Genomic DNA, 26,020 nt, shown 5'->3' with positions numbered 1-26,020 from the left:
GATTCGTTCCCCGACATCTCAGATGAGCATGAAGACGATCAGCGCGAAGGTCGGCAGGACGACCGCGAACTTCACGCCGGCCTGAATCGAGACGTCGCGGATGTAGCCCGCGATGAACCCGGAGATGAGCGCCTGGAGCGTGACGGCGTGGAAGAACAGCAGCGTCAGCAGGTCGGTGTCGACGTTACCGCCGAACGACCCGCCGCCCGCGCCGCCCCCGCCGGAGGCCTGCGAGGCCAGCCCCGCCATCACGTCGAGGAACTTCACCTTCAGGATCGCCATCACCCCCAGCAGCGTGATGTAGGTCATGATGATGATGACGACCTGCATCCGGGTCCGCGACCGGCGGTCCCGGAGGATGTCGTCCTGGTTCTCCGATGCCTGGGCGGCCGTCGTCAGCACCTGGGAGATCTGCGAGGAGGCCTCCTGTGCCTTCATGATCAGCTTTATCGTCCGGGCGAGCCGGGGGATGTGGTACTCGTTGTTGAACTCCCGGAGCGCCGTCTTCAGCGACGTGCCGTAGTTCACCTTCGCGTACATCTTCTCGAACTCGTCGGAGAGCTTCCCCGAGGAGGTGTCCGAGACGACCTTGATCGACTCCAGCAGCGTCATCCCCGTGTCGTTCGCCGAGGAGAGCTTCCGGAGGTTCTCCGAGAGGTTCTTCGTGATGCCGTTGCGCGAGCGGACGTTCCACTCGTAGAACACTCCCAGAGGTAAGAGGTTCACGTAGATGGGGAGGTATATCCAGAAGAACGTCCCACCGACGGGGTTGGCGATCATCCCGTCGAGCGAGAGGGGGGCGAACCCCGCGAGCGCGGAGAACCCGAGCAGCACGGCCGTCGTGGGTAGCGTCAGCGCGAGTATCGCGAGCGGGAACTCCCGGAAGAAGTGGTGGGGGCTCTTCAGTAGCTGCATCGTCTCGTAGGTCCCCTCGCGGTTCTTGATGCGGTCGAAGACCCCGTACTCGCCAGTGTAGCGCTCGACGAGCCCGAGGTCGAACATCTTCCCCGCGGTCGTGCCCACGTCGATCTCGCCGCCGTCGGCGTCGAGGTAGCCGTCGCCGACCTCGTCCTGGACGACCGTCGAGACGAGCACGAGGAATCCGCCGCCGATGAGCGGGATGAGCCCGTAGACCGTCCCGTAGAGCAGCATCGTCTGGGCCTCCCCGAGCATCGACATGATGACCAGGATGATGATGAGCAGGAGTGGAAACAGCGAGAGGGTCATGAACATCTCGCCGAACAGCTCCAGGGTCTCGAGGACCATCTCCTGCTCCTGTTTCGAGGTGCGCATCTGCTTCTCCTTCTGGTCCTCCAGGAACCCCTCCATGTCCCCCCCGGAGTTGATGATCGAGAGCATGTCCGTGAGGAACTGCGAGAGCTCGTCCGATGGGGTCTCCATCGCCTGGTTTCTCACTGCGGAACGGTAGTCCGTGTCGAAGTACTGGGTCTCGAGGACGATCGACTGGAACTCCTTGGCCACCTCCCCGTAGGTGTCGTCGGCCCTCGCCATCGCCTCGAGGATCTCGAGCTGGTTCAGCCCGCCCACCGAGAGGGCGTACATGAACGAGACCGCGTCGGAGAGCAGGACGTTGATCTCGCGCTTGCGGGCGTCGGCGGTCAGGTACGGCCGGGCGACCATCGAGCCAAAGCCCATGCCGAAGCCGATCGAACCGAACAGCAGACCCGTGAGGACGATGATAGCGGGGAGCTTCAGCGCGTTCAGCGTGTCCTGCATCGACTGCGAGACGTCGAGCCCGAGCAGGATCGGCGGCTCGTCGATGAGGAACTCGACGACGAACCAGCCGAGCATCGTCCCGACGACCCAGAGCGCGATGCCGACGATGACGCCGATGGCGAGCGACCGCGAGAGGTAGATTTCGACCGTCTGGGGCATCCGCGCCTCGGCGAGCTTCCGTTCGAGGCCGGCGACGAAGTCCGAGTCGTCGTCGAACAGCCGCCGGTAGAGGGGGTAGAACGCGTCACTGAGCGCGTCGGCGTCGTTCGCCGCGCCGGCGGCCGTTCCGAGACTCACTCCTCCTCACCCTCCTCGAACGAGAAGCCGCCGAAGTCGAACGACTCCTCGCTGCCGCTCTCGAGCGCCTCGACCACGTCGTCGGCGTCGCGCCCACGGTAGCTCGCGAGCAGGTCCGAGGCCTCCTCCAGTATCGACTGCGCCTCCTCGCGCCCCTCCTCGTCCGGGTCCGGGCGAGGGACCATCTCCTCCTTCTTCGGATCGATGTCGATCGAGACCGACTCCATCTCCCGGAGGTCCTCGAGCGAGCGTTCGAGTTCGTCCTCGGCGATGAGCGTGAGGATGGTCTCGGGGTCGTTGATGAACGCCTGGAGCGAGGCGGCGACCTGCGTGTAGGTGTTGAGCCCGTGCTCGATCAGGTACGCGAGCACCACCTTCCGCTTGAACATCTCCGTGTTGATCTCGTCGATCCTCCACCCCCGATCGAACATTATCTCCTTCAGAGTGTTGGACTCGCCCATCTGGAGGAACTCGTCCGTCTCGGCCTGCCACTGGTAGACGTCCTGGACGTTGATCTCGTCGTTCTCCGGGTCGTAGTGGTTGATCTCCGTGATCGACTTGTTCCGGCGGACCTTCGTCCCCTGGACCCGCGTGGATGTCTGGATCGAGACGAGGTCGAGCGCCGTGAACATCGTCTTCGAGACGTTGATCGGCTCGGTGGTGAACCGCTTGATGACCTCGCCCACCGAGTCGGCGTGGAACGTCGTGAGCGTGGTGTGCCCCGTCGACATCACCTGGAACAGCGTCCGCCCTTCCTCGCCACGGATCTCGCCCATCACGATGTACTCGGGCCGCTGTCGCAGTGCGGCTTCGAGGAGATCGAACTCGTCGACGTCGCCCTTGTCGCCCTCGGAGAACGACGGCCGGGTGACGCTCGCGATCCAGTTTCGCTGGGGGAGTTCGACCTCGCGGGTGTCCTCGATCGAGACGATCTTCGCCTTCGAGGGGATGAACAGCGAGACGGCGTTCAGCGACGTGGTCTTCCCCGAGGCGGTGCCGCCCGCGAAGATGAGCGACTTGTGGTTCTCGATGCAGAGCCAGAGAAACGCCATCTCGTCGAGCGAGAACGTCCGCCAGTTGATGAGGTCGATCGGCGTGAAGGGGACGTCCTTGAACTGCCGGATGGTGTAGTTGGTCCCGTGGTCCGATACCTCCTTGCCGAGCGTCAGCTGTGAGCGCGAGCCGTCGGGGAGGGTGGCGTCGACCTGCGGCTGGCGCTTCGAGATCCCCTTGCCCGAGCGCTGGGCCATCTTCACGACGAAGTCGTCGAGCTCCTCCTTGCCGTGGTAGACGTTCGAGATGATCTGCTCGTAGTCGCCGTGGTAGACGAACACCGGCGAGTTGTAGCCGTCACAGGAGATGTCCTCGACGTTGATGTCGTGTTTGATGCCGTCGATGCGCTCGAAGCCGATGAAGTCGCGCTTGAGGAGGTAGAGGAGCTTCTCGATCTGGTAGGCGGTGAGCGTCTGGGCGTCCTCCGCCAGGAGCGCGGGCTCGGGACGGGCCAGCACCTCCATCCCCCGGCTCCCGGTCGAGGTCTCCGGAACGTCCATCCCCAGCGAGCGCTTGACCTGATCGAGCATCCCGCCACCGCCGCTGTCGTCGCTGCCGTTACCGCTTGCGTTGCCGGCGGGTGCGGGGGCCGACCCGTTCTCGGCTCCGGAGTCGTCCATCCCCAGCGAGCGCTTCACCTGGCCCATCACGCCGCCGGCGTCCCCGTCCTGCTCCGCGTCCCCGGTCCCGTTCTCTCCCTCGCTCCCCTCGGTGTCCCCGATCGCCCGGATCGGCTTGCTCCCCGCCGCGTAGAGGTCGTACCGGTCGAGGAGCCGGTGGGTCTCCCGCTCGATGACGCCCGCGCGGGCGTCGTCCTCGCCCTCGACGATCACCTCGTCGCTGGAGTACTTGATGGCGGTCTTGAGCTTCCCGGCGAGGAACTCCCGGAGGTCGGCCTCGACGGCCGTCAGGTACGGCTCGATCAGGTAGTACTTCTTCTCGTTCTCCTTCTCGGAGTGGAAGATGACGACGAACGCGTAGGGCTTGTTCACCCAGTAGCGGTCGACCTCCCGGAAGTGGTGTTTCTTCTCGAGCGGGACCGACTTCTCGAGGTCGTACCGGTTGGAGACGGTCGTCCCGCCCTCGACCGTCGAGAAGAAGGCGTCCTCGTCGAACTCCGGGTCGACGTCGACGGTCCGCTCCTCGACGACCCCGTCGAGTCGGTCGGCGAGCTCCTCCCCGCCCGAGAGGACGTTCCCGGTCACCTTCGGATCGAACCCGAGGTACTCCGACGCGTCGAACTCGACGACGTTCCCGTCCCCGTCGCGGGGCGGGTTCCCGTCCTCGTCGTAGTAGTACTCCGCCTTGAACTCCTCCCAGCCGTAGGAGCCGACCGTCGCGAGCGGCTCGGACTCTTCGACCCCCGCCTCGGACTCGGACCCGTCCCCCTCCGCCGCCGACGTCGTGACGGCACCGGCGTCGGATTCGAGGCCCGCGCCGGACTCGGCACCGTCCGCGTCGTCGATAGCCATTACCGTTCAACTCGCTCGACCCCTGAAAAAAGCTTTAGGCGCGGTCAGTTTCGAAAACGCCGTACTCGACCGCCTCGGGCACTCACGAGTCGGAGTCGCTCACGAACCGCTCGATCCGGACCATCGCCTCTCGGAGGTCGGCCAGCCCCGTCGCGTACGAACACCGGAGGTGACCCTCGCCCCCCTCGCCGAAGGCGGTCCCCGGGACGACCGCCACCCCCTCGGCTTCGAGGAGCGCCTCGGCGAACTCGCCGGCGTCGGGCCACGGGGATTCGGGGAAGACGTAGAACGCGCCGGTCGCCTCGAAGCAGTCGAGACCCATCTCCGCGAACCTGGAGAGGACGAACCGCCGCCGCCGGTCGTACTGACTCCGCATCTCGGCGACGTCGTCGTCACACGAGCGGAGGGCCTCCAGCGCGGCGTACTGGGCGGTCGTCGGGGCCGACAGCATCGTGTACTGGTGGACGCGGTTCATCGCCCGGATGGCGTCGGGCGGGCCGAGCGCGTACCCCAGGCGGAGCCCGGTCATCGCGTAGGCCTTCGAGAAGCCGTTGAACACCACCGTCCGCTCGCGCATCCCAGGGAGCGTCGCGATCGAGGTGTGCTCGCCCTCGTAGGTGAGCGCGGCGTATATCTCGTCGGCGAGGACGGCGATGTCGTGCTCGCGACAGAACGCCGCGACCCGTTCGAGTTCCGCCTCGTCCATCGTCGCGCCGGTCGGGTTGTTGGGGTAGCAGTAGACGAGCAGGTCGGCCTCCTCCGCCCCGGCCGCCGAGAGCGCCTCGGGGGTGAGGACGAACTCCTCGGCGGCGCGGGTCGGCACCGGGAGCGGTTCGCCCCCCGCGAAGACGACGCCGGGTTCGTAGGAGACGTACGAGGGCTGGACGATCGCCACCACCTCACCGGGATCGACCAGCGCCCGGAACGCCAGGTCGAGCGCCTCGCTCGCGCCCGCCGTCACGAGCACCTCCTCGTCGGGGTCGTACTCCAGGCCGTACCGCCTCACGTGGCCGGCGATGGCCTCCCGGAGCTCGCGCATCCCGCGGTTGGCGGTGTAGGAGGTCCGCCCCCGTTCGAGCGAGGCGATGGCGGCCTCGCGGGCGTCCCACGGCGCGGCGAAGTCCGGTTCGCCCACGCCCAGCGAGATGACGTCGTCCATCTCCTCGGCGAGTTCGAAGAACCGCCGGATACCCGAGGGCGGGACCGATCGGACCCGCTCGGAAACCCCGAGCGGCCCCTCGGCCTCGAACGTCATGGGGTGACCGACAGGCGGTCGTCGTCGCCCCCGTCGTCGAAGACGATGCCGTCGTCCTTGTAGGTCTCCATGACATAGTGGGTGACCGTCTGCGTGATCTCGGGGACGGGCGCGACCTTCTCGGAGACGAACCGGGAGACCTCGCCCATCGTGTCGGCCTCGACCTCCATGGCGAAGTCGTAGTCGCCGCTCACCAGCCGCAGCGAGCGGGTCTCGGGGAACTGCGCGAGACGATCGGCGATGTCGCGGTAGGAGGTCTCACGGTCGAGCGTGACGTTGAGTTCGACGACGGCCTGGACCGGCTCGTCGCCGTGTGCCGACCAGTCGACGACCGCCTGGTAGCCACGGACCACGCCGTCGGCCTCCAGTTCGGCGACGACCGACTCCACCGCCTCCGCTTCGAGGCCGGTCATCCGGGCCATGTCGGCGATCGAGTAGCGCGCGTTCTCGCGAAGCAGGGACAGTATCTCGACGCGCTCGTCCATACCGCGGGGACACGGGTTCCGGGTTAAAGGCTTGCGGGCGGGTGCCGCCCGGAACCACCGAACGGGGCTCGGGGCGACACGCCGACGGCCGACGGACCCCCCGGCACACCGTAACGATTCATTATGTGAAAGGATCCGGACGAACGTTCACCGACAGCCAGTCACATACAGTGATATATTATCTCACGATATTCTTAATATCCTTCCCCCGCTTGGACCCGTACATGCATCAGCACGCGATGCGGACCGCAGCCACCCTCTACGCGGAGGGGACGTGGGACGTCGAGACGGCCGCCCGACAGGCCGGCGTCACACCCACGGAGCTCGAACACGTCGTCGAACGGTACGGCCTCACCACGACCGAGCTGGAGTTCGAATCCACCGGACGGGTGCGGGTCGCCGCCGACTGACCGGTCCGCCCTGGGGGGTTGGGTTCCGCTCAGTCGCGACCGCCACGTAGCGGCCGCACTCGGGTGCTCGTCGCGACATCGCCGCGTGGCTCTGTGGGTACTACTGATCCCGGCGGGCGGGGCCGCCCCGTAGCGAACGGCCGGCCGACGGCCATCGGCAATCCCCCGTCGCTCCTCGACCGTCGCGACGGTCACGGCCTGGCCTCCCGGCGGCGGAACGCACTTGTCGGTTCCGCGAGAACCGTCCCCCATGGCGCTCGAATCCGAAGCGGACGCGCTCGCTCGCGGCGATACGGCACCGCCGTTCGAACTCCGGGGAGCGGACGGGGAGACCTACACGCTCGACTCGTTCGCGGAGGGTGAGGCGCTGCTCGTCGTCTTCACCTGCAACCACTGCCCGTACGCGAAGGCCCGGATCCCCGCGATGAACGGCATCGCGGCCGACTACGACGAGGTGGCGGTAGTGGGTATCAACCCGAACGACGAGGAGCAGTATCCCGAGGACTCCTTCGAGAGGATGCAGGAGTACGTCGAGTCGGGCGACGTACAGTACGACGCCTACCTCCGGGACGACACCCAGGAGGTCGCCCGCGCGTACGGCGCGGTCTGCACCCCCGACCCGTTCCTGTTCGCCAATCACGAGGGCCGCGAGGCGCGGAGCGCCTCGGATGGCGCGAGTAGCGCGGAGCGAAGCTCCGCGGACCATTCGAGCGGGCAGAGCCCGCGAGAAGACGGCGATGAGCCGCGAGCGGAGTTCCACCTGAAGTACCACGGTCGGCTGGACGACGCGACGAACCCGGACGACGAGCCCTCTGGCGAACCCGGCTTCGAGATGCGCGAGGTCATCGACGCGGTGCTCGCGGGCGAGGAGGTCGACCGCGAGAGCCGGCCCTCACGGGGCTGTTCGATCAAGTGGCGCGAGGACTGACGAGGACCGAGAGGAGGGGCGGTCGGGCCCGCGCGGACCGCCGCGAAGCCAGCACCTCTTTGTAGCCGGCCGACCCTCGGGGGAGCATGGCCCTCGCCGACTACTACGACGAACTGAGCCCCGGACTCCTCGTGCTGGTCGGGTTCGCGATGATCGTCTTCCCCGAGCCGGCGACCTCCGCGCTCGGTGCCGGGCTGTTCCTCCTGGGGCTGGCGTGGCTCGCCTACGAGTGGGGCCGCTGACCGCTTCGACGGACGGGCGGCGGTCCGTGGACTGATGTTCCCCGGGGGAGAGCCGACCGCATGGAAGATAGCGACGGCGACAGCGACGATCACACGACTGGAGGGGCGGTCGCGGCGGCCGTAGACGAGTCCCGGCTCCGCGAGGACCTCGAACGGAACGGCGAGTTCGGCGCGATCCCCGGCGAGGGGCACGGCCGGACGGTGCTCACCGGGACGGAGTCGAACCGCGAGGCCCGCGAGTACCTCGTCTCGCGCCTGGAGGACGCGGGGCTGGCCGTCGAGGTCGACGCCGTCGGGAACATCGTCGGCCGGTGGGACCCCTCGGGCGCGACGGGTGCGCCGGTCGCGTCCGGGTCGCACCTCGACTCGGTTCCCGAGGGCGGCATCTTCGACGGCCCGCTCGGGGTGTACGCCGCCCTCGAATCCGTCCGGGCGATGCAGGACGCGGAAATCGAGCCCGGACGGCCCGTCGGGGTGGTCTCGTTCACCGAGGAGGAGGGGACGCGGTTCAGTTCGGGACTGCTCGGCTCCTCGGTCGCGGCCGGCGAGTGGAGCCCCGAGGACGCGCTCGCGATGGCCGACGAGGAGGGCACCACGCTCGGGGCGGCCCTCGAAGCGATCGGTTTCCACGGGGAGGGTCGCCTCGACGCGAGCGAGTGGGACGCGTGGCTCGAACTTCACGTCGAACAGCACACCGAACTCGAGTCCCGCGGCGTCCCGGCGGGCGTCGTCACGGCCGTGACCGGTATCACCCACTGCTCGGTCGCGGTGGAGGGGGAGGCCAACCACGCGGGGAGTACGCCGATGGGCGACCGCCACGACGCGCTGTGTGCGGCCGCCGAGTTCGTCACCGATCTCGAACGGGCCGCGAACGAGCGGACGGAGGTCGATCCGGCGGCCGTCGGGACGGTCGGGGAGCTGTCGGTCTCGCCCGGAGCGAGGAACGTCGTTCCGGGTAACGTGAGGACGAGCGTCGACATCAGGAGTATCGAGCGCGAGTCGATGGAGTACCTCGTCGATGCCGCGCGGGAGTCGCTCGATCGGATCGCGGCCGACCGTGGGGTCGAGACGGACATCGAGCGGGAGTTCGACGTCGACCCGACGCCGATGGCCCCTCGCTGTCGGACGGCGCTCCGCGAGGGGGCCGAGGCCGCGGGGCTGGAGACGATCGAACTCCACTCCGGGGCGGGACACGATTCGATGACCGTCGCGGCGGTCACCGACGCGGGGATGCTGTTCGCCCCCTCGCGCGACGGCGTCTCGCACTCGCCGCGCGAGTGGACCGACTGGGCGGACTGTGCGGCGGCGACGCGGGTGCTCGCGGCGGGGCTGACCCGGCTCGCCGGATAGAGAGAGGCGGGGAAGTCGGGTCAGGCCGAACGGACGACCTCCGCGATGTGGTCGCTCCCGGCCTCGACGAACCCGCCGTGGAAGCAGAGGACCCGCTTGACGTCGAGTTCGGCGAGGCGACCCGCCGACTCCAGCGCGACGTCCATGTCCTCGCTCATCTCCGGGCTCGGACCCTGGAGTCCGTCCTCGTCGGCGGTGAGGGCGTCCGCGGCGACGAGAAAGCGCGCCTCGGGGAAGAACACCGAGAGGTGACCGGGCGTGTGCCCCGGCGTCGGGACGACCCGCGCGGGGCCGGCGCGCGTGTGGAACGTCGCTCCGCTCTCGAGTTCGAGGTCGATCCGGGCGGGCCGATAACGGTCGTCCTCGGGGCCCCTTCCGCGGGGTGACTCGCGTCCGTCGATGACCGCCGCCGCTCGCTCGCTGGCGACCGTCGTGGCGTCGCTCCGGTCCCGAAACGCGGAGAGGCCCCCGGCGTGGTCGGCGTCCTGGTGTGTCAGGAGGACCGTCGCCACGTCCCCGAGGTCGAACCCGGCGTCGGCCAGCCCCGCCTCCAGCCCGGAGAGCGCCCCGCGCGCCCCGACGTCGAACAGCAGCAGCCCCCGTTCGGTCTCGACGGCGCAGGGGTTGATCGTCAGCTCGCGACCGTCGTAGTCGAACTCGATCGGAAGGTGGTGGACGTGCGTGGGGAGGTCCATACCTTCACAACGCCGGAGACGTTAATAAACGCCCCCGCCGGGATAGGGTGCGTCAACCCCTCGCCGCCCGACCGTGACCCAAACCGTATTGTCACCGGAACCGGAGTCCCTCGACGTGCGTCGTTCCGCCGGTCCCCTGTCGCTCGCCCTCGCGGTCGTCGCCGCACTGTCGGCGAGCCTCGTCGCGGGGCTCGACCTCCTCCCGGGGACGATCGCCGACACGCCGGTGAGCTTCCTCGTCGCCAAGGCGCTGTCGATACTGGCGATCCTCCTCGCGGGCTACGGCCTCTACGTCCTCGTCTCGGGGTTCCTCGCCGCCCGGACGACCGACCGCAGGCGGGAGGGGGACGTCCGGAACGTGGTCCGGCTGCTGTTCGGGACCGCGGTCCTCGTCGGGGCGCTCGGGGTGCTCACCGAGCAGTGGGTCGGACTGCTGTTCTCGCTCGGCGTCGTCGGGTTCGCGGTGACGTTCGCCCTCCAGCAGCCGCTGTTCTCGCTCGTGGCCTGGATCTACATCGTCCTCAAGCGCCCCTACCGGGTCGGCGACCGGGTCACCATCGAGGGTTCGCGCGGCGACGTCGTCGAGGTCGACTTCTTCGTCACGACGCTCTGGGAGGCCGGCGGCGACCTGGTCTCGACGAACCAACCCTCGGGCCGGATCATCACGCTCCCCAACTCCGTGGTGCTCTCCTCGCACGTCTTCAACCACTCCTGGGAGGATTTCCCGTACGTCTGGAACGAGCTCGCGATCCAGGTGGCCTACGAGACCGATCTCGGGTTCGTCCGCGGGACGATGATCGACGTGGCGGACGACTACCTCGGCGACGAGATGGCCGCACGCATCGCCACCTACCGCGAACGGCTCTCGGAGACGCCCGTCGACCTCGAGGTCCGGGACCGACCCGCGGTGAACGTCCAGCAGCGCGAGTCCTGGGTCGAACTCCGGCTCCGCTATCTCACCCACCCCCGTCGGGGGACCAGGATCCGGAACGAGCTCTACGAGCGGATCCTCGCGGAGCTGAACGAGCACCCCGACCGGGTGCAGTTCCCCGTCGGCCGGAACCGCTGAAGGACCCGCCGGACGCGAGGGTTCAAGTACGACGACGGGACCACCGATCCGCGTGACCTGAACCGAGCGACGGGGTGTCACGCGGGCGCACGTTGGGGATACGTGCGCCCGGACGGCTCCGGGGAGCCGAGCGCGGCACACCACCCCGTCGGACGCTCGTGTCGCCTGCTCGTCCCCGATACGCTTTCCACGCCTGGAGACGGTGTAGCGGGTATGAACCCGATACCCGGGTCCGTCGAGACGTTCGCCCGCCTCGTGGGTCCCGAGCCCGACGACATCGTCGCGGAGATGGACGCGAAGGCCGAGACGGAGGGGTTCCCCACCGTCGGCCCCGCGGTCGGAGGGTGGCTCCGTCTCCTCGCGGGTCTCGTCGACGCCCGTCGGGTCTTCGAGTTCGGCTCCGGCTTCGGCTACTCGGCCTACTGGTTCGCCGGCGCACTTCCGGAGGACGGCGAGGTGATCCTCACCGAGGTCGACGCCGAGGAACTGGCGGAGGCACGCGGGTTCCTCGAACGTGGTGGCTACGCCGACCGCGCACGATTCGAGCACGGCGACGCGATCGAGATCGTCGAGCGGTACGACGGCCCGTTCGACTGCGTGCTGATCGACAACGAGAAGGATCGCTACGGGGAGGCGTTCGACGCGGTCCGGGGGAAGGTCGCCGAGGACGGGATCGTTCTGGCGGACAACGCCGTCTCGGCCGGCTCCATCGAGTTCGAGGCGCTATCGAAGCTCCTGAGCGGCGTGGACGTCGAGACGACCGACGCGACGCGGGGGATCGCCGACTACCTCCGCACCGTGCGATCCGAACCGGCGTTCGAGACAGTCCTCCTGCCTGTCGGCGAAGGGGTCGCCGTCTCGCGTCGACTCCCGGACCATCGGGCGTGAGTGGGTCGGTTAGTAAGAATCATTAGCGTCGTGAGGGAACGGGTAGGTATGCCCGGTGGGACAGACCTGACCCTGCGGCCGTTCCTGTGGCGTGCGGAGAATCTCTACCCGGACACGGAGATCGTCTCCCGCACCCACGAGGGGATCGAGCGGTACACCTACGCCGAGTACGCCGACCGGACCGCACAGCTGGCCCACGCGCTCGACGCCGCCGGTATCGAGGAGGGCGACCGCGTGGCGACGTTCTGCTGGAACCACCACCGTCACTTCGAGACGTACTTCGGGGTCCCGACCACCGGCGCGCAGCTCCACACGATCAACCCGCTGCTGCCCGACGAGCACATCCAGTACATCGTCGGCAACGCCGAGGACGAGATCGTCTTCGTCGACCCGTCGCTGGTCGAGAAGCTCGCCGGGGCCGCCGAGGACGCCGTCGAGTTCGACGACGTCGAGTTCGTCGTGATGGGCGAGGACGTGCCGGAGACCTCGCTCGACCCCGTGACGGACTACGAGTCGTTCGTCGCGAACCACGAGACGGAGTACGACTGGCCCGAGCTCGACGAGGACCAGCCCGCGGGGATGTGCTACACCTCCGGGACGACGGGCCGCCCGAAGGGCGTCGAGTACACCCACAAGATGCTGTGGGCACACACGATGGAGTCGCTCTCGCCCGGCGGAATCCCGATGGACGACGACGACGTCGTCATGCCGGTCGTCCCGATGTTCCACGTCAACGCCTGGGGGATGCCGTTCACGGCGACGGCGGGCGGCGCGAAACACGTCTACCCCGGTCCATCGCCCAACCCCGAGGACCTCGCACACCTCATCGAGGAGGAGGGCGTCACCATCACCGCGGGCGTTCCCACGGTGTGGCTCGGGCTGATGGAGTACGCGAAGGAGAACGACGTCGACCTCTCCTCGCTCGACTCGGCCATCGTCGGCGGGAGCGCCGCCCCGCGCGCGATGATCGAGTGGTTCGACGATCACGACGTCGAACTGCTCCACGCCTGGGGGATGACCGAGATGTCGCCCATCGGGAGCGTCGCCCACCTCAAGGCCGGTCTCGAGGAGGAGCCCTACGAGGACCAGCTGAAGCGACGCTCGAAGCAGGGGCTGTTCGTCCCCGGCCTCGAGTTCCGCGTCGTCGACGACGACGGCAACGAGATTCCGTGGAACGGCGAGGACTTCGGCGAACTCCACGTCCGCGGGCCGTCGGTCACGACGGAGTACTTCGAGCGTCCCGACGCCAACGAGGAGGACTTCGAGGACGGCTGGCTCAAGACCGGCGACATCGTCAGCGTCGACGAGGAGGGCTACATCAAGATCGTCGACCGCGCCAAGGACGTCATCAAGTCCGGCGGGGAGTGGATCTCCTCGGTCGAACTGGAGAACTCCATCATGGCCCACGACGACGTGAGCGAGGCGGCCGTCGTCGGCGTCCCCCACGATCGGTGGCAGGAGCGCCCGGTCGCGTTCGTCGTCCCCGTCGAGGGAGCCGACGAGGAGGCGCTCCGGGAGGGGATCTACGAGATGCTCCGCGAGGAGTACCCCAAGTGGTGGCTCCCCGACGGCATCGAGTTCATCGACGCGGTGCCCAAGACGGCCACCGGGAAGTTCTCCAAGAAGGACCTCAGAGAGGAGTACTCCGACGAGGACCTCTTCGAGGGACGAGCCCCCGAGGAGGCCGCCCCGGACGACGACTGACGACCGGGGCGGATGTCACCGTCGGTAAGGGCACCCCACTGGCCGTGTCCCGACGGCCGTCGAGGCCCAGACGACCGTCGACGCCGGGCGTGGATGAACTCCCGACGCGGATTCCGAGTTCCAGACGACATAAGAGGCTCGCCCCTCGATCGGAGGTATGGAACTGTTCGAGGAGAGTGTCGTCCCGGAACACGCCCGGGGCGTCAAGCGCGAGGCTCGTGAGTTCGCCGAAGAGTACATCACACCCGCGGCCGAGGAGTACTACCGTTCGGGGGAGTACCCGTGGGACATCCTCGAGGCCGGGATGGACGCCGGGCTCGTCGCCCAGGACATCGGCGAGGAGTACGGCGGTCGCGGGCTCGACCTCTACGAGATACTCGCGATCGCCGAGGAGTTCTACCGGGCCGACGCCGGCATCGCGCTCACCCTCCAGCTGGCATCGTTCGGTGCCGAGATGCTCGAGGAGCACGGCGACGACGAACAGAGGGAGGAGTACCTCCGGCCGGTCGCGGAGAACGAGCAGATCACGGGCCTGGCCGTCTCCGAGCCCCAGACCGGCTCCGATCTCGCGGGGATGTCGACCACCGCACGCAAGGAGGGCGACGAGTACGTCGTCGACGGGGAGAAGTACTGGATCGGGAACGGCGTCGAGGCCGACTGGGTCACGCTGTACGCGAAGACCGGTGACGACCCGGACAACCGCTACGGGAACTTCTCGATGTTCATCGTTCCCACGGATCTGGAGGGGTACGACGCCGAGCATATCCCGGAGAAGATGGCGATGCGCGCCTCCAAGCAGGCCCACATCGAGTTCGACGGGATGCGGGTTCCCGAGGAGAACCGCATCGGTCCCGAGGGCGCGGGCTTCTGGATGCTCGCGGAGTTCTTCAACCACGGCCGCGTGGTCGTGGGCGGACACGGGCTCGGCCTGGCGGCGGCGGCCATCGAGGAGGCCTGGTCGTTCGTCCACGACCGCGAGGCGTTCGGGCGCGGGGTCTCGGAGTTCCAGACCGTCCAGCACAAGCTCGCGGACATGCGGATGGCGTTCGAGAGCGCCCGGGCGCTGAACTGGCGGGCCGCGGAGAAGGTGGCCAACGACGAGCGCCCCGGCCTCTGGGCGGCGATGGCGAAGACGAACTCGACCGAGGCCGCCACGAAGTGCGCCGAGGACGCCATGACGCTCCACGGCGGCCGCTCGGTCCTCGCCGACCGCCGCATCGCGCGGGTCTACCGCGACGTCCGCATCCCCGTCATCTACGAGGGCGCGAACGACATCCAGCGCAACCTCATCTACAACCAGCAGTAGCAGTAGCGATAGCAGTAGGATCCTCGCGGGGGTCCAGGGCACCGTGGCCCGGCCGACACCGGCCCGTTCGGTCAGTTCGGACCGCTTTTGACGCTGGACGCACCCACTCGAAGGTATGTCCTTCGAGGACCGCGAGCTACCGTTCGACTTCGACCTGCTCCGGGACCTGACCGAGTTTCACGGGCCGCCCGGCTACGAGGACCGGATCCGCGGGCTCGTCACCGAGGCGCTCGAAGAGTGCACCGACGAGGTCCGGACCGACGCGATGGGGAACGTCGTCGGGACGGTCGAGGGCGACTCGGACTACTCGGTCGTCGTCGCCGCCCACCTCGACGAGATCGGGTTCATGGTCCGGCACGTCACCGACGAGGGGTTCCTCCAGCTCGACGCCCTCGGCGGGTGGGACCCGCGCGTCCTCCGCGCCCAGCGCGTCGCCGTCCACACCCAGCAGGGCGAACTCACGGGCGTCATCGGGTCGGTCCCGCCGCACACCCAGGACGACGATGACGACGACGAGTCGGACCGGGAGGTCCACGACGTCTACGTCGACATGTGCCGTGACGGCGAGGCGGTCTCGGAGCTGGTGAGCGTCGGCGACCTCGTGACGATGCGCCAGACCACCGAGATCGTGGGGAACCACGTCAACGGCAAGGCGCTCGACGACCGCGTCTGCGTGTTCGCGATGCTCGAGGCCGCCCGGGAGCTGGAGGACCCCGACGTGACCGTCCACTTCGCCGCGACGACGCAGGAGGAGGTCGGCCTGCGCGGGGCGGAGGCGCTCGGCGGCGACCTCGACCCCGACCTCGCTCTCGCGCTCGACGTCACCGTCGCCAACGACGTCCCCGGGTTCGAGGACGGCGACCAGGTCACGCGACTGGGCGAGGGGGCCGCGATCAAGCTCAAAGACGGCTCGGTCATCACGAACCCGAAGGTGAACCGACGGCTCCGGGAGGTCGCGGAGGACGCCGACATCGACCACCAGTTCGAGATACTCCCCTCCGGCGGAACGGACACCGCAAACCTCCAGCGGGCCGGCGGGGCGACCCCCGCCGGCGCGCTCTCGATCCCGACGCGCTACCTCCACACCGTCACCGAGAGCGCCCACGTCGACGACGTCACGGCCACGACCGACCTCCTGACCGCATTCCTCGAGAGCGAGGATGGGTCGACCGATTACACGCCGTAACGGAGCTATCGGGACCGGAGCCGCCGGGAGGCAACGGGCGAACTCGACCGTCTCGGAACCGGTAGTGAGCTCCGGTGGGGCGGCCGGGGACGCCCGGAACCTCGAGAGCGGTTCCTACGTCTCGTTCTGGCGGCGGCTCTCGTAGGCCCGCCTCGCCTCCCGGTAGCCCGGGACGACGACCCAGAAGGTGAGCGCCCCGAGGATGGCGAACCAGAACAGGACGTCCATCGTCAGGAGTCCGAGCTGGTCGTAGATGGTCGGGTCAGACAGCTCCGGCGGGGCGATGAGCTGTGTGTCCTCGAAGCCGGGCGTGCGGTACCAGCCCGCGAGGGTCATCCACCCGAGGCCGGCGGTGACGAGGATGCCGAGTCCCTTGATGAACTCGTCTGCCATTACCGGATCTCAGTCCGCGTCGTCCTTAGCGTTTCCCATTCCCGAGGCCCGGAATCGGGTGGAGAAGGCGTAGGTCGCGGCACCGAGCGCGATACTCGCGAGTCCCGCCAGCGTGATCGCGACGTTCACGTCGGGGAGGTCGGCGGTCGCCCGGTCGGTCCCCCAGTCGACCAGGACGAACCCGACGACGACCGCGCCGACGGCGAACAGCGTCGAGAAGACGGTCACGGCCTTGTACACCTCGAACGGGACCTCGACGTCGCGCCCCCGCGGATCCGTTCCCGTCTCCGGGTCGGCGTCCCCGTCGGCCGGGGCGTTCGATGGGTCGTCCCGCACGGTCGAGACGGTCCGCTCGGTGTCGCCCTCGGTCATCGGTCGCCCTTCGGCCGGGAGCGACTTCACTCCGCCGCTTGCGGCGCTCGGCGTGAATCGAAAGGGGATTCGGAGGATGGAACCGGGCGGGTAGCCGGGAGCCGGAGAGCGGAAGTCGAAGGACGGACCGAAAGGATGTGGAACGAATCCGAGCGCCGACGACGCTACTTCGGCGGCCGGAGCCGGTAGTACCGCCGGTTGAGCTCGAACATGTACCCCTCGCGCATCGACTTCAGCAGCGCGTAGGCGATGAACCCCCCCACGAACGGCAGCAGGAACGTCAGGTCGAACAGCAGGTGCGAGTCCATCGGGAGGAGGTTCTTGACCGACAGCGCGCTGATCGTCAGGGCGAAGATGACGCCGAAGACGCCGACCGCCGCCCAGAACGGCTGCTCGACGGGCCGGCGGGCGCTCCCCTTGTTGAGGAACGGGACGATGGCGATGAACCCGACGACGACGAGGTTCGCCACCACGCCGTAGGTCCGGTCGGCCATCAGTTTCGACCCGCCGAGCAGCGCGAGGTCGGGGTTGAGCGGCCCGAGCTTCAGCAGCCCGAACGACCAGTAGAGATACCAGTCCGGCAGGATGATCGCCGGGGTCGAGGAGGGGTTGGCCGGCGCGCCGATATGCGGCGGGAGCGCCGCCGCCAGGAAGATCATCATCCCGGTGAAGAAGCTCGTGAGCGCGAGGTTTCGGACCATCTCGTGGGGCCACGCCGGGAACGCCAGCACGTCCCGCTCGACGTAGTCCGACTCCATCCGCAGGTCCTGGTCCTCGCGCCTGGCGCGCTCGAAGTACTCGTAGGTCAGCCGGGAGAGCCCCTGCTTGCGCTCCTTGCGCTCGCGCCACGTCGGGGTCTCGTCGTCCGGCGCGACGATGCCGGTGCCGCCACCGTCGGTAGCGACGTCCTCGCCTCCGTCCGTCTCGGTGTTGTCGTTCTCGTTCATGGTATCAGTGCGGTTCCGCGATGCCCTGCATCCAGACGATGCCGATGTGGATGGCGATGACCGCCGTCGCGATGAACGGCAGGAAGAACACGTGCAGGATGTACATCCGCTGGAGCGTGCTCTGACTCAGCGTGAACCCGCCGAACAGTAGCTGTGCGACCCACTCGCCTGCTAACGGGATCGAGAGGCTCATCTCGACGCCGATCTGGCCGGCCCAGTACGCCAGCTGGTCCCACGGGAGCAGGTAGCCGGTGTAGCCGAACACCATCGTCAGCGAGATGAGCACGATGCCGATGATCCAGTTGAGTTCACGGGGCTCCTTGTACGCGCCGGTGAAGTAGACCCGGAGCATGTGGAGGAACACCGCCGCGACCATCACCTGGGCGGACCACCGGTGGAGGCTCCGCAGGAAGAACCCGAAGCGAAGCTCCGTCATGATGAACGTGATGGAGTTGTAGGCCGTCGAGGGGTCCCCGGTGGTCGCCGGCGAGTAGTAGAACCCGAGCAACGCCCCGGAGATGGCCGCCACGACGTACGCGATGGTCGAGAACGAACCGAGTGCGTAGAGCGGGTACCAGTACCAGAACTTGTTGTCCAGGTTGTACTGCTCGGTGTGGCTCTTGGGCATCTGCATGTTGACCTTGTAGTAGAGATCCTCGAGGATCTCGAGGTAGTCAACGATGCGGAGCCGCTGGTCGAGCCAGATCAGGACCGTCAGGAAGGTCGTCTCGACCGGTGTCAGGTCCTTCTCCTTCATCCACGCCCCGTGGTCGTGTTCGTCCTTGGGTTCCAGGCTCATCGTGCTCCTCTCGAATCCGTTCCCGCCGCCGTCGTGTAGTAGTTGGGCTGCACTGTCTTATTCACTCCGGACGCGGCAGGGCAACGAACTGCCCCTGGACGATGCTGAACGGGTTGTACACCGACTGGTGACACTGGCAGTAGACGCGGTCCTCCGCGCCGAAGGCGGCGGAGCCGGCGATGGACTTGAACCCCGGCACGCAGCAGAAGTGCGTGCACTTGTTCAGCCACGCGATGAACCCGTCCTCGGTCGTCACCGCGCGGATGAAGTCGCCGTTCGCCCCCTCCGGCGGGTCCTCCCGGAGCTCCTGTATCCGCTCTGACCGGAGTACCTGTGCGACCAGCGTCTCCTGGGGCGAGACGTCCTGTGAGCGCCACGACGCCATCGCCGGCTTGCCCATGCCGCCGCGTCCGATGCCGTTACTCCACTCCTCGTAGTCGGAGAACATGTCCACCGTGAGGGGCGTACCGGCCTCGATGTCCTCCATCCAGGCGTAGGGGGCACCGCTCGCGGCACGGAAGGTGTTGTCCTGGTCGGTTCCCGGCTGAACCCCGGCGTACGTCTGGACGCCGCAGTACTGGAACCACGCCGAGGAGTAGGTCTGCCCGGCGATCTGCATCTGGGCGACCCCGTCCTCGATGTTGTCGGGGAAGAGACCAACCAGCTCCCCGCCCTGAACCTCGATGGGGATGAGGGGCATCCCGCGGGGGGCCGGCCCGTCGGTGTTCTCGATGGCGAAGAACTGGGTCAGGCCGCCGCCGGCACCCGTCGCCGACGTCGCGGAGCCGACGGCCGCCGCCGCGCCCGTTCCGACGCTCGCGAGCGTCGCGCTCCCGACGACACCCTTCACGAACCGCCGCCGACCGCTCTCGGTCGGATACTTGTCTGAGTCTTCTGGCATTATTTCTTGTAGTAGGGGTAGACCGCCCGCTTGATGTTCTCCCAGGCGTCGCCGCCGATCTCGGTGCCCTCCATCTGGTCCTCCTGGATGTAGAGGTCCTCCCACTTGCGCCGGCGCTTCTTGACGATCATCACGTCCGGCAGGAACTCCTTGCGGTAGAGCAGGAGGATGAACGCGAGGTCGACGAAGATGACCGCCAGCAGCCCGCCGAGGAACATGTTACCGAACTCAGAGAGCCCCCAGCCGGCCACCAGTCCGTAGGTGAACATCCCGACGAACACCACCTCGACCACCGTCAGCAGGACGATGGCGATGAGCGCCGCGGTCGACTCGCGCGGGGGTTCGTACCGGTGGATGGCACCGTAGGTGTTGTTGCCGGAGGAGCTCATCAGTTGTTCCCTCCGCTCGCGTGTGGCGACTCGCCGTACTTCAGCATGAAGAACGTGAACACCATCGACACGATGATGGCGAGGATGGTCGCGATGCCGACGAAGTGGGCCTGGATCGGGACGCCCATATGCTCGGGGTCAACCTCCTCGCCGCCACCGCCGGGGGCCTGCCCGCTCTCGTTGATGATGACCTCCGCGACCATCCCCGAGGTGCGGTGGGGCTGGCAGTAGTACGTGTACGTCCCCATCGTCTCGAAGGTGTGCTCGTACGTGTGTCCGGTGTCGTAGACGGTGGTGGCGCTCCCCTCGGTACCCTCCCAGTTCGCGCCCTCGGGCTGGTCCTCGACGACGATATTGTGGGTGTCCGACTCCCACTCCCACGTGATCGTCGTCCCGGGCGTGGCGTAGACGGTCGCTGGTTCGTACACGAGGTTCCCGCCGGGGCCGACGGCGACCGTCTTGCCGGACTGGGCGGCGGCCGTCCCAGCCGTGCTCGTGGCGGCGGCAGCGGTGGCGGCCGTGGCCCCACCGGCCGTCCGCATGAACTCCCGTCTGTTCATATACACCCGGGAATCGGAGTCCGCCAGTCATAAAGCCTCCGAACGCGGTGCCGTCGTCGACCCCTCGCCGTCTTTCCGGCGGCTCCCGACCGTTCCGAAACGGCCCAGTTCACGCCCGGTAGACGGGCTCGTCCGCGCCAGGGGGTCATACGGACGGTTGTAGTCTTTTACCGGTGACCGCCGACCCCGTCCGGGCGGTCACCGGTAAATCGTTACAACCGTCCGTATCAGGCCGTCTCGCCGTCCGGCGTCTCCTCGAGCTCGCCGTCGGGCTCGAACTCCACCTCGGGGGGGAGCCACTCCGGGCGTTCGTCCGACTCGAACCCGATCGCCCGGAGCCGGTTGCGGTACTCCTCCGCCCGGAACCTGTCGGAGAGCCTGGCGTTCGCCACGGCGACGAACAGCGTGATCCCGATGAACAGGAAGCCCAGTCCCGCGACGAGGACGACGGGACCGCCGTCGAGCAGCAGGAACGCGCCGAACAGGCCGAGCCCCGCGAGCACCTGCGCCCCCGCGATGATCTGGACCATCAGGTTGCCGAACTCACCGCTCCCCTCGGGGACCTCCATCGGATCGGGGAGCAGGTCGCCCTCCGGCATCTCCGGGGGGTCGTACTCCTCCATCGAGCAGAGCGCGATCAGGGGCTTGACGTCCCGCAGGACCGTGCCCGAGCCCTCGACGCTCCCGTCGGGGTAGACGACGGCGTACCCCTCGTCGGAGTAGGCGACGAGCCGGTCCGGGTCCTCGATGCGCTCGACCCGCGCGAAGACGTCGCGGGTGAGCACCCGGTGTTTCACGTCGGCTTCCAGCCGGTCGAGTAACTCGGAGCCGGTGATCCAGGTGTCGAGGTCGAACGCGGCGTCCCACTCCTGGGCGCTCATCTCGGCCATCTGGGCCGGCCCGAAGTTCTCGAAGTCGTACTTCTCCTCGACCTGTGCTCGGAGCTCCTCGGTGGTGAGCTCCTGCGCGTCGGCCCCCTCGGTGGGTTCGCGCTCTGCCGAGCCCTCGGGCTCCTCTCGCGCGTGAGCCTGCTCGTCCGAGGAGTCGCTCATGGGGTGAGGGTTGGGCGGGAAGCACTGTTAGGGTGACGGTCGGAGTCGACCGTCGCCGGGGCCTGCCGACGGCGTTCGTCCGTAGGAGCATCCGCTCAACGTAGAGAAGGCTTCGATGGCATCCGACCGAGAGATTTCGCCGATACGGAAGGAAGAGACGGCAGATCTCCGCTTCCTCAGAGAAGCCGCTATCCCTGCTGGAGTATTTCCTTGCGCTGTTCGTACTCCTCCTCGTCGATCTCCCCCTCCGCGTACCTGTTCCGAAGTTTCTCCATCGCTCCGTCCATGGTTCCGGTGGATTCCTCGACATCACCGTTCTTCAGCTTTCGAAGCTCGGTTCTCAGCTCCTCGAATTCGCTCAGCGATCCCTTGTCGAACAGGACTGTGTTTTCGTCGGAAGTTGCATCTAGAAGCCCGTCATCACTCTCGGAGAACCCGCTCTGGCCGAACTGAATATACCCCCGTGTCACCGACGACGGTTTCCGGAGCTGAACGCTCGTAATGGACTCGTACGGGATCTCTTTGTCCCCTTTGAATCCGTGCTGCATCTTGTGCAGCATTCCGATACCCTCCCGCGACAGTTCAAGGCGGTCCTCGTAGAGGGTAACCATACCGTTCGCTCCTTCAACGGACATGACCGCATCGTCCAGCGGTGCGGTGGCCTCAGACGGCCCGGCCGATCTGCTATCTACTCCGGAAGGATCGGAGCCTTGGATACTCCCGGTCTCGAACTCCTCCGGAGTGGTCGCGTACTTGTATGCATCGTAGAACCCGAGAAACCACGGAACAGTCGTCCAGCAGAACACCAGATATAGTGCGCCACGTTTCAGGTCACCCAGGTAGAACTTGTGGACCCCGAAGACGCCCACAAAGACAGCCAATAGTATCGCGACAGTTCTGCTCTTCTTCGGGTATTTTGATGGGCTCACGGCTATCTTCAGTTTCTCGCACCTGCGTACTTCATACGCTGCCAGATTACCACTGTTGTTGATATGCCAAACTTCTTGATGGATGTCGCTCGGCGGACGGCACCTCCTGTCCGAATCATAGTTGGAACGAAGGAGTGGCCCTTTCGTGGTCCCGGCTAGCGGGCTCGTTTGGCGTTCCGGTTCGGAACCCTTTCCAACCCACCACCCGCTTTCGGCACCCTCAAGCGTCCCCCACGACTACCCACGGGGGATGGTCGGTCCCCTCGGGCTCTCCGACGGTTCCGTCGCCGCGCTCGTCGCCGTCGCCGTCACGCTCGCACTCCCGTGTTTCCTCTACGGCGCGTGGATCATGATCGACGCCGAGGCCGTCACCTGGGACGTGCTGACCTACCACCTCAGATTCATCTTCACCGGGCTGACGCTTACGACTACGCCGCTCGTGCTCTGGATGGCCCCGCGGCTGTTCGGCTTCTGGGGCCACCCGGGTCAGCTCGGTGGGTACGCCATCGTCCACGCCTTCCTGGGGCTGCAGGCCTACGCGATGCTCGCGTTCGGGTTCACGGGGATCGTCCGCATCTTCCGCGCGAAGTGGCAGCACGACCTCTACCACGACTACGACGAGGACGTCCTGCTCGACGAGATCGGCGACGAGAACATGCGGTTCTGGCGTCGACGGCTCCGCGTCGGCGTCTTCGGCTACACCCTGTTCTGGATCCTCGCGTGGATCACCGGCCTCTCGCGGTTCGTGACGGTATACGTGCTCTGATCGGGGAGCCATCCGCCGATACCGGGACGGAGGACCGATCAGCCGCCGTCCGGCGACCGCTCGACGTCCGAGCCGGGGGCACCGGACGACTCGATACGTCGCTCGTACTTCGCGAGAGCGGTGTCGAGTGCGTCCCCGGCGTCGACGTCCATCGACTCGGCGAACGCCAGCAGCGCGAACAGCGCGTCCCCGAGTTCGTCCTCGCCGACCGACAGTGACCCGGGATCGATCCCGTAGCTGGTGGAGTCGTTCGCGTCCTTGGCGAGCTCGCCCACCTCGGAAGCGAGGTCGAGGAGCCGGTAGGCCGGGGGCGCGTGCAGGCCGTGGGCCTCGATGAACGCCGCGACGCGGTCCTGTTCGTCCATCCTACCACGCCTCGCCGCTGGCGAGGTCGACGTCGTGATCGAGCTTCGAGGAGGGACAGATATCTTCCAGGGTGCAGTCGGCACAGTCGGGGTTCCGCGCGGTACAGGTCTCCCGGCCGTGGCTGATGAGCAGGTGGGTGAACTCCTTCCACTCGGAGTCGGGGACGACTTCCATCAGATCCTCCTCGATCCGCTCGGGCCGCTCCTCCTCCGTGAGTCCGAGCCGCCGGGAGAGCCGCTTCACGTGCGTGTCGACGACGATTCCCTCGACGACCTCGTGGCCGTGCTGGAGGACGACGTTCGCAGTCTTCCGGCCCACGCCCGGGAGGTCGGTCAGCGCCGACATCGAGTCGGGCACCTCGCCGTCGTGTTCCTCGACCAGTATCTCCCCGATCCCCTTCAGGTAGCCGGCCTTGCTGTTGTGGAACGTGATCCCGTAGATGTCCTCGGCGAGTTCCCCCTCGTCGGCCGCGGCGTAGTCGGCAGCCGTCGAGTACTTCTCGAAGAGTTCGGGGGTGGTCCCGTTCACGCGCTCGTCCGTACACTGTGCCGAGAGCACCACCGCCACCAGCAGTTCGAGCCGGTTCGAGAAGTCGAGCGAGATATCGGGCTCCGGGTAGCGGTCGTAGAGCCGGTGGACCACCTCGTCGGCCTGTGCCTCACGGGAGTCGAGCGGCGTACCCATACCCGACGGCCGCCCGGACGCCCCTTCACCGTGTCGAACCCCGCCAGTTCGACGAGGATCCCCGTATCGGGGGCTGGTCGCTCGATCCGGCGTCCGTCGCTCCTCGGAGGGCGGTCGGTCGACTGGCGGTATCGTTCCCGGGGGACGATCGACCGAGCGTTCACCTCCCGTCGAGGGTCACGTTCGATCCGGCGACCGGACGCCATCGAAGGGTTGCGGGCCGACCCCTACCCGGGTTGGCCCGCGTCCCCACTGCTCGCTCGCCCGGTAAACACCTTCTGGCGATCGTGACACGCCGTGATACTGTCGGGACAGGCTCAAATCGCTCGCGTGCCACGCTCGACCATGCTAGGTCCGGTCTTTCCCCGTGGCGAGCGCGTCGACGTGCTCGTCTACGGCCTGCTCGCCGCGGAGTGGCGCGAGCGGCGCGGGACGGAGGAGGCCACGGAGGGGTGAGCGCTTCGGTTCCGACACGCCGGAATCCGTGGGCGGGACTCGCCCCCGCCTACAGACCGAGCTGCCGGCCGAGGACGACGTGCTGTATCTCGCTGGTCCCCTCGCCGATCTCCATGAGCTTCGCGTCGCGGTAGAACCGCTGGGGGGAGAAGTCCTCGGTGTAGCCGTACCCACCGAGAACCTGGACGGCGTCCTCGGCGACCTCCCGCGAGACCTCGCTTGCATCGAGCTTCGCGAGCGAGGAGATCCGGGTGGTGTCCATCCCCTCGTCGTACGCCCAGGCGGCCTTGTGCGTGAGGAGTCGCGCCCGCTCGATCTTCCGGTCCATCGAGACGATCTTGTCCCGTATCGCGTCGAACTTGGATATCGGTTGCCCGAACTGCTCGCGGTCGCCGGCGTACCGCTTCGCGGCCTCGTAGGCACCCTGCGCGAGGCCGGTCGAGAGCGCGGCGATCGAGATGCGTCCCCCTTCGAGAGTCTTCATCGTCTGCTCCCAACCCTCCCCCACCTCGCCGAGCAGGCGGTCTTCCGGGATTCGGAGGTCGTCGAACTGGAGTTCGCAGGTCGGCGAGGCGTTCAACCCCATCTTCTCCCACACGGTCGAGACCTCGAACCCGTCGTCGTTCTTCGGGTCGACGATGAACGTCGAGATGCCGTCGTACCCCGCACCCGGGTCGGTGACCGCCTTCACCAGTATCGACCGGGCGACGTTCGCGTTCGTGATGAACTGCTTCGTCCCGTTGATCACCCACTCGTCGCCGTCCTTTTCGGCCACCGTGTCCATGTTCGAGGCGTCGGAGCCGCTCCCGGGCTCGGTGAGCGCCCACGCCGCGATCCCCTCGCCGCGAGCGAGCGGGGTCAGCCACTCCTCCTTCTGGGCCTCGGTCCCGAAGGCCTCGATCGGCTTGGTCCCAAGCGAGGTGTGCGCCGCGTACGAGAGCCCGATCGAACCCGAGACCCGCCCGAGCTCCTCGGTGACGAGGGCGTACATCAGCTGATCGCCGCCCGCGCCGCCGTACTCCTCCGCGATCGGCACGCCCATCAGGTCGAGCCCGCCCAGCTCCTCGAACACCTCCGCCGGGAAGCGGTGCTCGTCCTCGATCTCCTGGGCGATCGGCTCGATCTCCGCCTCGGCGAACTCCCGGACCGTGTCCCGGATCATCCGGTGCTCGCTGGGCAGGCCGAAGTCCATGTCCGTCCGTTCGCTCAGAGAGCGATAATACTGTCGGACGCAAGCCCTGCGAGGCGTTCGTCTCCCCGGAGTGAACCCCTCCACGTCGTTACGGCCGACAGTACGATCCACCGGGGGTCGGCCCGATCGTCGGCTCT

26 protein-coding genes and 1 pseudogene are annotated in these 26,020 nt (G+C 67.5%); 10 read left to right on the top strand and 17 right to left on the bottom strand.

Annotation, left to right across the window (positions count from 1 at the left end; translation table 11 throughout):
* Positions 1-18 precede the first annotated feature (18 nt).
* The 4 genes and pseudogenes from WDJ58_RS09615 to WDJ58_RS09600 form a co-directional block, all read right to left on the bottom strand.
* Positions 19-2,034, bottom strand: a complete 2,016-nt coding sequence (locus tag WDJ58_RS09615; protein WP_338917473.1) for a type II secretion system F family protein — start codon at positions 2,032-2,034, stop codon at positions 19-21.
* 44 nt (positions 2,035-2,078) lie between these two features.
* Positions 2,079-4,559, bottom strand: a pseudogene (locus WDJ58_RS09610) (type II/IV secretion system ATPase subunit); the annotation flags it as partial.
* An 82-nt stretch (positions 4,560-4,641) separates the two neighbouring features.
* Positions 4,642-5,814 carry a pyridoxal phosphate-dependent aminotransferase gene (locus WDJ58_RS09605; protein ID WP_338917471.1) on the bottom strand — a complete coding sequence of 391 codons (1,173 nt, stop codon included), beginning with the start codon at positions 5,812-5,814 and terminating at the stop codon, positions 4,642-4,644.
* Positions 5,811-6,299 (bottom strand): Lrp/AsnC family transcriptional regulator, encoded by a 489-nt coding sequence (locus WDJ58_RS09600; protein ID WP_338917470.1) that lies wholly within the window; start codon positions 6,297-6,299, stop codon positions 5,811-5,813. Before WDJ58_RS09600 ends, WDJ58_RS09605 begins: the two co-directional genes overlap by 4 nt.
* A 224-nt stretch (positions 6,300-6,523) precedes the next feature.
* On the opposite strand from WDJ58_RS09600, the gene WDJ58_RS09595 reads away from it, so the two are divergent.
* The 4 genes from WDJ58_RS09595 to WDJ58_RS09580 all read left to right on the top strand — a co-directional run bounded on the left by WDJ58_RS09595 (position 6,524) and on the right by WDJ58_RS09580 (position 9,229).
* Complete coding sequence (locus WDJ58_RS09595) at positions 6,524-6,709, top strand: hypothetical protein (protein ID WP_338917469.1); 186 nt, start codon at positions 6,524-6,526, stop codon at positions 6,707-6,709.
* 250 nt (positions 6,710-6,959) lie between these two features.
* On the top strand, positions 6,960-7,637 hold the full coding sequence (locus WDJ58_RS09590) for a thioredoxin family protein (RefSeq protein ID WP_338917468.1): 678 nt from the start codon (positions 6,960-6,962) through the stop codon (positions 7,635-7,637).
* Positions 7,638-7,723: 86 nt separating this feature from the next.
* Positions 7,724-7,879, top strand: a complete 156-nt coding sequence (locus tag WDJ58_RS09585; protein WP_338917467.1) for a hypothetical protein — start codon at positions 7,724-7,726, stop codon at positions 7,877-7,879.
* Positions 7,880-7,939: 60 nt separating this feature from the next.
* The gene (locus WDJ58_RS09580; RefSeq protein WP_338917466.1) at positions 7,940-9,229 is read left to right on the top strand and encodes a Zn-dependent hydrolase; all 1,290 of its coding nucleotides are present in this window, start codon (positions 7,940-7,942) and stop codon (positions 9,227-9,229) included.
* Positions 9,230-9,249: 20 nt separating this feature from the next.
* On the opposite strand, the gene WDJ58_RS09575 is transcribed toward WDJ58_RS09580, so the two are convergent.
* Positions 9,250-9,924, bottom strand: coding sequence for an MBL fold metallo-hydrolase (locus tag WDJ58_RS09575; RefSeq protein WP_338917465.1), 675 nt, complete (start codon positions 9,922-9,924; stop codon positions 9,250-9,252).
* A 115-nt stretch (positions 9,925-10,039) separates the two neighbouring features.
* Here WDJ58_RS09575 and WDJ58_RS09570 point away from each other — a divergent pair, with 115 nt between their 5' ends.
* From WDJ58_RS09570 to WDJ58_RS09550, 5 genes are all read left to right on the top strand, one after another.
* Positions 10,040-10,993, top strand: coding sequence for a mechanosensitive ion channel family protein (locus WDJ58_RS09570; protein ID WP_338917464.1), 954 nt, complete (start codon positions 10,040-10,042; stop codon positions 10,991-10,993).
* A 213-nt stretch (positions 10,994-11,206) separates the two neighbouring features.
* Positions 11,207-11,881, top strand: a complete 675-nt coding sequence (locus WDJ58_RS09565; protein WP_338917463.1) for an O-methyltransferase — start codon at positions 11,207-11,209, stop codon at positions 11,879-11,881.
* 48 nt (positions 11,882-11,929) lie between these two features.
* Entirely contained in the window at positions 11,930-13,585 is a 1,656-nt protein-coding gene (locus tag WDJ58_RS09560) for a long-chain fatty acid--CoA ligase (RefSeq protein ID WP_338917462.1), read from the top strand.
* A gap of 157 nt (positions 13,586-13,742) precedes the next feature.
* Positions 13,743-14,891 (top strand): acyl-CoA dehydrogenase family protein, encoded by a 1,149-nt coding sequence (locus WDJ58_RS09555; RefSeq protein ID WP_338917461.1) that lies wholly within the window; start codon positions 13,743-13,745, stop codon positions 14,889-14,891.
* Between the two features lie 115 nt (positions 14,892-15,006).
* Complete coding sequence (locus tag WDJ58_RS09550; protein ID WP_338917460.1) at positions 15,007-16,077, top strand: M42 family metallopeptidase; 1,071 nt, start codon at positions 15,007-15,009, stop codon at positions 16,075-16,077.
* A gap of 114 nt (positions 16,078-16,191) precedes the next feature.
* On the opposite strand, the gene WDJ58_RS09545 is transcribed toward WDJ58_RS09550, so the two are convergent.
* The 9 genes from WDJ58_RS09545 to WDJ58_RS09505 all read right to left on the bottom strand — a co-directional run bounded on the left by WDJ58_RS09545 (position 16,192) and on the right by WDJ58_RS09505 (position 22,419).
* Complete coding sequence (locus WDJ58_RS09545) at positions 16,192-16,470, bottom strand: DUF7314 family protein (protein ID WP_338917459.1); 279 nt, start codon at positions 16,468-16,470, stop codon at positions 16,192-16,194.
* Between the two features lie 9 nt (positions 16,471-16,479).
* The gene (locus tag WDJ58_RS09540; RefSeq protein WP_338917458.1) at positions 16,480-16,842 is read right to left on the bottom strand and encodes a DUF7315 family membrane protein; all 363 of its coding nucleotides are present in this window, start codon (positions 16,840-16,842) and stop codon (positions 16,480-16,482) included.
* Positions 16,843-17,006: 164 nt separating this feature from the next.
* Positions 17,007-17,789, bottom strand: coding sequence for a cytochrome bc complex cytochrome b subunit (locus WDJ58_RS09535; protein WP_338917457.1), 783 nt, complete (start codon positions 17,787-17,789; stop codon positions 17,007-17,009).
* A 4-nt stretch (positions 17,790-17,793) separates the two neighbouring features.
* Positions 17,794-18,588, bottom strand: a complete 795-nt coding sequence (locus tag WDJ58_RS09530; protein WP_338917456.1) for a cytochrome b — start codon at positions 18,586-18,588, stop codon at positions 17,794-17,796.
* A 61-nt stretch (positions 18,589-18,649) separates the two neighbouring features.
* Positions 18,650-19,489, bottom strand: a complete 840-nt coding sequence (locus WDJ58_RS09525) for a ubiquinol-cytochrome c reductase iron-sulfur subunit (RefSeq protein ID WP_338917455.1) — start codon at positions 19,487-19,489, stop codon at positions 18,650-18,652.
* Positions 19,489-19,878 carry a DUF7318 family protein gene (locus WDJ58_RS09520; protein WP_338917454.1) on the bottom strand — a complete coding sequence of 130 codons (390 nt, stop codon included), beginning with the start codon at positions 19,876-19,878 and terminating at the stop codon, positions 19,489-19,491. The genes WDJ58_RS09525 and WDJ58_RS09520 overlap by 1 nt, the downstream gene beginning before the upstream one ends.
* Positions 19,878-20,438 carry a plastocyanin/azurin family copper-binding protein gene (locus WDJ58_RS09515; protein ID WP_338917453.1) on the bottom strand — a complete coding sequence of 187 codons (561 nt, stop codon included), beginning with the start codon at positions 20,436-20,438 and terminating at the stop codon, positions 19,878-19,880. The genes WDJ58_RS09520 and WDJ58_RS09515 overlap by 1 nt, the downstream gene beginning before the upstream one ends.
* 227 nt (positions 20,439-20,665) lie before the next feature.
* Positions 20,666-21,490: a DUF7319 domain-containing protein gene (locus WDJ58_RS09510; RefSeq protein ID WP_338917452.1), complete on the bottom strand. Its 825-nt coding sequence runs from the start codon at positions 21,488-21,490 to the stop codon at positions 20,666-20,668.
* Positions 21,491-21,678: 188 nt separating this feature from the next.
* Positions 21,679-22,419, bottom strand: coding sequence for an NINE protein (locus tag WDJ58_RS09505; protein WP_338917450.1), 741 nt, complete (start codon positions 22,417-22,419; stop codon positions 21,679-21,681).
* A gap of 250 nt (positions 22,420-22,669) precedes the next feature.
* On the opposite strand from WDJ58_RS09505, the gene WDJ58_RS09500 reads away from it, so the two are divergent.
* Complete coding sequence (locus WDJ58_RS09500; RefSeq protein WP_338917449.1) at positions 22,670-23,185, top strand: DUF7321 family protein; 516 nt, start codon at positions 22,670-22,672, stop codon at positions 23,183-23,185.
* Between the two features lie 38 nt (positions 23,186-23,223).
* Here WDJ58_RS09500 and WDJ58_RS09495 read toward each other — a convergent pair whose 3' ends face one another.
* From WDJ58_RS09495 to WDJ58_RS09485, 3 genes are all read right to left on the bottom strand, one after another.
* Positions 23,224-23,550, bottom strand: a complete 327-nt coding sequence (locus WDJ58_RS09495; RefSeq protein WP_338917448.1) for a MazG-like family protein — start codon at positions 23,548-23,550, stop codon at positions 23,224-23,226.
* A gap of 1 nt (position 23,551) precedes the next feature.
* Entirely contained in the window at positions 23,552-24,235 is a 684-nt protein-coding gene (nth, locus tag WDJ58_RS09490; RefSeq protein ID WP_338917447.1) for an endonuclease III, read from the bottom strand.
* A 505-nt stretch (positions 24,236-24,740) separates the two neighbouring features.
* Positions 24,741-25,883 carry an acyl-CoA dehydrogenase family protein gene (locus WDJ58_RS09485; protein WP_338917446.1) on the bottom strand — a complete coding sequence of 381 codons (1,143 nt, stop codon included), beginning with the start codon at positions 25,881-25,883 and terminating at the stop codon, positions 24,741-24,743.
* Positions 25,884-26,020 lie beyond the last annotated feature (137 nt).

Origin of the sequence: Salinirubellus litoreus (assembly GCF_037335815.1) — an archaeon.
Classification (GTDB): Archaea; Halobacteriota; Halobacteria; order Halobacteriales; family Haloarculaceae; genus Salinirubellus; species Salinirubellus litoreus.
This window is presented reverse-complemented; position numbering and strand designations above follow the sequence as displayed.

Excerpts from the sequence above, each read along its gene's own strand:
- WDJ58_RS09605 (WP_338917471.1), bottom strand. The coding sequence starts at position 5,814 with ATGACGTTCGAGGCCGAGGGGCCGCTCGGGGTTTCCGAGCGGGTCCGA.
- WDJ58_RS09600 (WP_338917470.1), bottom strand. The coding sequence starts at position 6,299 with ATGGACGAGCGCGTCGAGATACTGTCCCTGCTTCGCGAGAACGCGCGC.
- WDJ58_RS09595 (WP_338917469.1), top strand. The coding sequence starts at position 6,524 with ATGCATCAGCACGCGATGCGGACCGCAGCCACCCTCTACGCGGAGGGG.
- WDJ58_RS09590 (WP_338917468.1), top strand. The coding sequence starts at position 6,960 with ATGGCGCTCGAATCCGAAGCGGACGCGCTCGCTCGCGGCGATACGGCA.
- WDJ58_RS09585 (WP_338917467.1), top strand. The coding sequence starts at position 7,724 with ATGGCCCTCGCCGACTACTACGACGAACTGAGCCCCGGACTCCTCGTG.
- WDJ58_RS09580 (WP_338917466.1), top strand. The coding sequence starts at position 7,940 with ATGGAAGATAGCGACGGCGACAGCGACGATCACACGACTGGAGGGGCG.
- WDJ58_RS09575 (WP_338917465.1), bottom strand. The coding sequence starts at position 9,924 with ATGGACCTCCCCACGCACGTCCACCACCTTCCGATCGAGTTCGACTAC.
- WDJ58_RS09565 (WP_338917463.1), top strand. The coding sequence starts at position 11,207 with ATGAACCCGATACCCGGGTCCGTCGAGACGTTCGCCCGCCTCGTGGGT.
- WDJ58_RS09560 (WP_338917462.1), top strand. The coding sequence starts at position 11,930 with ATGCCCGGTGGGACAGACCTGACCCTGCGGCCGTTCCTGTGGCGTGCG.
- WDJ58_RS09555 (WP_338917461.1), top strand. The coding sequence starts at position 13,743 with ATGGAACTGTTCGAGGAGAGTGTCGTCCCGGAACACGCCCGGGGCGTC.
- WDJ58_RS09550 (WP_338917460.1), top strand. The coding sequence starts at position 15,007 with ATGTCCTTCGAGGACCGCGAGCTACCGTTCGACTTCGACCTGCTCCGG.
- WDJ58_RS09545 (WP_338917459.1), bottom strand. The coding sequence starts at position 16,470 with ATGGCAGACGAGTTCATCAAGGGACTCGGCATCCTCGTCACCGCCGGC.
- WDJ58_RS09540 (WP_338917458.1), bottom strand. The coding sequence starts at position 16,842 with ATGACCGAGGGCGACACCGAGCGGACCGTCTCGACCGTGCGGGACGAC.
- WDJ58_RS09535 (WP_338917457.1), bottom strand. The coding sequence starts at position 17,789 with ATGAACGAGAACGACAACACCGAGACGGACGGAGGCGAGGACGTCGCT.
- WDJ58_RS09530 (WP_338917456.1), bottom strand. The coding sequence starts at position 18,588 with ATGAGCCTGGAACCCAAGGACGAACACGACCACGGGGCGTGGATGAAG.
- WDJ58_RS09525 (WP_338917455.1), bottom strand. The coding sequence starts at position 19,489 with ATGCCAGAAGACTCAGACAAGTATCCGACCGAGAGCGGTCGGCGGCGG.
- WDJ58_RS09520 (WP_338917454.1), bottom strand. The coding sequence starts at position 19,878 with ATGAGCTCCTCCGGCAACAACACCTACGGTGCCATCCACCGGTACGAA.
- WDJ58_RS09515 (WP_338917453.1), bottom strand. The coding sequence starts at position 20,438 with ATGAACAGACGGGAGTTCATGCGGACGGCCGGTGGGGCCACGGCCGCC.
- WDJ58_RS09510 (WP_338917452.1), bottom strand. The coding sequence starts at position 21,490 with ATGAGCGACTCCTCGGACGAGCAGGCTCACGCGCGAGAGGAGCCCGAG.
- WDJ58_RS09500 (WP_338917449.1), top strand. The coding sequence starts at position 22,670 with ATGGTCGGTCCCCTCGGGCTCTCCGACGGTTCCGTCGCCGCGCTCGTC.
- WDJ58_RS09495 (WP_338917448.1), bottom strand. The coding sequence starts at position 23,550 with ATGGACGAACAGGACCGCGTCGCGGCGTTCATCGAGGCCCACGGCCTG.
- nth (WP_338917447.1), bottom strand. The coding sequence starts at position 24,235 with ATGGGTACGCCGCTCGACTCCCGTGAGGCACAGGCCGACGAGGTGGTC.
- WDJ58_RS09485 (WP_338917446.1), bottom strand. The coding sequence starts at position 25,883 with ATGGACTTCGGCCTGCCCAGCGAGCACCGGATGATCCGGGACACGGTC.